Annotated in this window: 5 protein-coding genes and 1 pseudogene; 3 read left to right on the forward strand and 3 right to left on the reverse strand. The window is 67.9% G+C overall.

The window, feature by feature from the left end:
* The first annotated feature begins 174 nt into the window (after window positions 1-174).
* Both ABZ656_RS57085 and ABZ656_RS57090 read left to right on the forward strand, forming a co-directional pair.
* Window positions 175-372, forward strand: a complete 198-nt coding sequence (locus ABZ656_RS57085; protein WP_180362304.1) for a hypothetical protein — start codon at window positions 175-177, stop codon at window positions 370-372.
* Window positions 341-645, forward strand: a pseudogene (locus tag ABZ656_RS57090) (IS30 family transposase); the annotation flags it as partial. The gene ABZ656_RS57085 and the pseudogene ABZ656_RS57090, both read left to right, overlap by 32 nt.
* Before the next feature lie 32 nt (window positions 646-677).
* Here ABZ656_RS57090 and ABZ656_RS57095 read toward each other — a convergent pair.
* The 3 genes from ABZ656_RS57095 to ABZ656_RS57105 are packed head-to-tail and all read right to left on the reverse strand — an operon-like array spanning window position 678 to window position 2,585.
* A complete protein-coding gene (locus tag ABZ656_RS57095; RefSeq protein ID WP_101404116.1) occupies window positions 678-1,019 on the reverse strand; it encodes a GPR1/FUN34/YaaH family transporter in 342 nt (113 codons plus the stop codon).
* A gap of 53 nt (window positions 1,020-1,072) precedes the next feature.
* The gene (locus ABZ656_RS57100) at window positions 1,073-1,915 is read right to left on the reverse strand and encodes a fumarylacetoacetate hydrolase family protein (RefSeq protein WP_360280537.1); all 843 of its coding nucleotides are present in this window, start codon (window positions 1,913-1,915) and stop codon (window positions 1,073-1,075) included.
* 34 nt (window positions 1,916-1,949) lie between these two features.
* A complete protein-coding gene (locus ABZ656_RS57105; protein ID WP_101403298.1) occupies window positions 1,950-2,585 on the reverse strand; it encodes an MBL fold metallo-hydrolase in 636 nt (211 codons plus the stop codon).
* 237 nt (window positions 2,586-2,822) lie between these two features.
* Between ABZ656_RS57105 and ABZ656_RS57110 the strand changes: the two genes are divergently transcribed.
* The gene (locus ABZ656_RS57110; protein WP_101403299.1) at window positions 2,823-3,257 is read left to right on the forward strand and encodes a MarR family winged helix-turn-helix transcriptional regulator; all 435 of its coding nucleotides are present in this window, start codon (window positions 2,823-2,825) and stop codon (window positions 3,255-3,257) included.
* The last annotated feature ends 236 nt before the right edge of the window (window positions 3,258-3,493 follow it).

Below are 3,493 nucleotides of genomic sequence, written 5' to 3' on the forward strand. Positions count from 1 at the left end.
TCCACGGCAGCTGCTCACCCCTTCTCATGTGCAGGCTAACGTCCCATCAGACGGCAACATTCCAAGGCAAGTTGCAGCATTCTGTTAGGAGTTCTAAGCCCACGTTATGGCGGGTGGCCGGGCGACGGTTCTTCGCGCCCGGTGGGCGGCCGGGTCCGGGCCGGGCTGGTTTCGGTGCACCGGCCGGGGGACCGGTCTTCGCGTGCCCGCCGGGACGAAGGGCCCCTCACCGAGCGCGGGCGGCTGCTCGCCACCACCCACGCCTTCGCCCTGGTCGCCGCGCAGTTCGGCCACCGCTCCACCGAAGCCGCCTTCCGCCGCCACCAGGTAGCCCTGGCCACGGGCCACGCTCACCTGGGACCGAGGCCGTGAGATGGCCGGGCACCAGACCATCACCGCCGAGACGGGTATGCCGATCTATCTCTGCAAACCGCGGAGCCCGTGGCAGCGCGGCACCAACGAGAACACCAACCGGCTGCTACGGCAGTACCTCCCAAGGGCGCGGACCTCCGCACGTTCAGCCAGGCCGACCTGGACGCCATCGCCCACGAGCTCAACCGCCGTCCGCGCAAGACCCATGGCTACCGAACTCCGGCAGAGGTCTACGCTGACCTTCTGAACAGCGGTGATGCACTGACCGCTTGAGCTTGCCATCGTTTGCCGACACTCAGGGGTCCCTAGGTGGATTGACCCGTGAGGTTCGGGACGCGGCTGGCGGGCGGTTGACCATGCAATGCGGTATGTCTGCGGTGGTGGTTGTAGCCGTGGAGCCAGGCGGGAAAGGCATCGCGGCGTTCTTGCTCCGTCCGGTAGGGATTGGCATAGGCCCACTCGTCGAGGATGGTGCGGGTGTGGTATTCCTGCAGCCCGGCCAGGAGTTGGGCCAGGCCGCCGAGGAAGATGGCGACCCCGGTAGCCAGGCCGCCGCCGCTGACCTGGCCGGTGTCGGTGAGGTTGCCCAGGAATGTGCCCAGCGCGAAGGCCCATAGGCCCAGGACATCGGGATTGGCAACCTGCATGTCGAGGGTAGTGCGCGGCCGGGTGACCGAGGTCGCGGTGGGGGTGTCCAGGTTCACCGGCGCCTTCTCTCTTCCCAGGCGGGGCGGGTGTCAGGGGACGGGTCGCAGACGGTGGGGTTGATAGCGCTGCCGATGCCCTCGATCGAGGTGGTCATGGTCTGTCCTGGGAGCAGGCTTGCGGCTTCGGGGGTGGTACCGGGGGTTCCAGTGAGGATGACGTCGCCGGGTTGGAGGGTCAGGAAGGTGCTGCAGTAAGCGATCAGTTCAGCTGGGGGGAACAGCAGGTCGCTGGTCGTCCCCTGTTGCCAGGGGATCCCGTCGACGGTGAACGAGAGCTTCAGGTCGGCGGCGTCGTCCACTTCGTCGGGGGTCACGAGCACCGGTCCCAGGGGGGTGGAGCGGTCGAAGACCTTGCCTTGCAGGGCTTCGGTCGTGCGGTGCTGCCAGTCACGCAGCGAGAGGTCGTTGGCCAGGGTGTAGCCGGCGATGGCGGCCACGGCCTCCGTGGGTGTGGCGCGGTGCAGCGGCCGGCCGATGATCACGGCGAGTTCCACCTCGCCTTCGATGCGGTCGCTGACGGCAGGCAGCACGATGCGGTCGCGGGGGCCGGTCAGGGTCGAGGGAAACTTGGCGAAGAACGCCGGATACCGCGGTGTGGATCGCCCCAGTTGCTCGATGTGGCTGCGGTAGTTCAGCCCGACGCACAGGATGTGCGCGGGGTCGGGGGACACGCGGGCGTAGTGAGCAGTCGCCGCGTCGACTTCGCCGATGTCGCGCAGATGGCCCTGCCGTACGAAGGCGTCGACCGCGTTGTCGGCGTCGACCAGGACGACCCGATCGTCCTCGACGCGTGCCCCGGTGAGGGTGTCCCCCTGCCTGATCGTGGCGAAACGCATGCTCAACCCACCTCCTGGTACCGGTCGCCGGTGCTCACAGGTCGATGTTCTGGCCGGGGGTCAGGAGGGTGACCTCGATGCCGGTCAGGCCGGCCAGGATGCTTCGGGTGGAGGCCTGGCCCAGGTCGCTGAGCATGAGTTCGTGGATCTGGATCACCTGGTGGGGCTTGACCGCGCGCAGGTACTCAGCCGCCTCGCCCAGCTTGGTCCAGGGCCCGCTGGTGGGCAGCAGCAGGGTGGCGACAGGGACCTCGGGCACGAAGTAGGCGTCGCCGGGGTGGAACAGCGTCGCATCGATCAGGTAGCCGAGGTTGTCGACGCGAGGGATGTCCGTGTGGATCGTGGCGTGGCGTTCGCCGTGGACCGCGACGGTGAAGCCGTCGACGTCGAGGGTGTCCCCGGCCGCCAGGGCCCGCACCCGCCCGCCGTGTCCGCCGAGCTTGTCCAGCACCGCGCGCGGTCCGAAGACACGCAGTTCGGGATCGGCTCCCAGGGCGGCTGCCAGCAGGGTGTCGTCGAAGTGGTCGAAGTGCTCGTGGGTGATCAGCACGGCCGCGGCACCGGTGACGGCGTCCTTCGCATCGGGGGTGAACGTGCCAGGGTCCAGCACGATCCTGGATCCGTTCTTCTCCAGCGCGACGCAGGCGTGGGCGTACTTCGTGAGCTTCATGGCTGTTCCGTTCACGGTCGGGGCTCGATCAAACAGTAAAAGTGTACAGCTTTGCTGTGCATATGTCTTTGTGGCCGACCGCGCGGCGCACTGCCGGCCGCGAAGGCGCCCGAAGACCCCGTCGTCGAGTCGGCCCGGAAGCGGTGCTCGTGCACCTGTCCGGCGACGATGCACCGGCACCGCTGCTGCCACCCTTGGCGCGGTGGTCCAACTGCAGCCGGACTGTATAGTCAACCCATGGTTGACCAAGATCATCTAGCCGAGCGGTTGCGGACTTCCATCAGCAGGTTCGTGCGCGCGACACGCTCGCACGCCGACACCCTCCCGCCACCCCTGGCCGCGACCATGGGCCTGCTCGACCGCGAAGGCGACGCCTCGACCGCCTCCCTGGCCCAGCGGCGCGGCGTGCGCCATCAGAGCCAAAGCCGCACCGTGAAGGATCTGGAGGCCCTGGGCTACATCGCCCGGCGAGAGGATCCGCAAGACCGCCGCGGCTTCCTGGTCACCCTCACCCAGCAGGGCCTCGCCGCTCTCGACCGAGACCGCAGGGCCAGACGTGACTGGGTCGCACAGGCCATCGACACGCTCCTGAATCCGGACGAACAGGCCCAGCTCAGCGTCCTGGCGCAACTCCTGGACCGACTGTCCGACTACAACGGCGGACGGAGATGATCTTGCACTCGTGGCATCGGCCGGTGTGGCGCTGAGCCGAGCCGACCGCTATTTCCGGCCTCGTCACCCGGGTCGAACGCCAGATGTCACCCAACACCAGCGAGTCCACGAACCACCTCGAGGCGGGAGAGTGGAAGCAAGCTAGTAGGGCTTGGTCAGGTCTGTATTGGTGCTGGTATGTCGCGGTGGCAGGTCGGGCAGGCGCCGGTCCAGAGGGCGAGCAGTGTCTGTAGCTC

Source organism: Streptomyces sp. NPDC007095, assembly GCF_040634475.1.
In the GTDB taxonomy this organism is placed as follows: domain Bacteria; phylum Actinomycetota; class Actinomycetes; order Streptomycetales; family Streptomycetaceae; genus Streptomyces.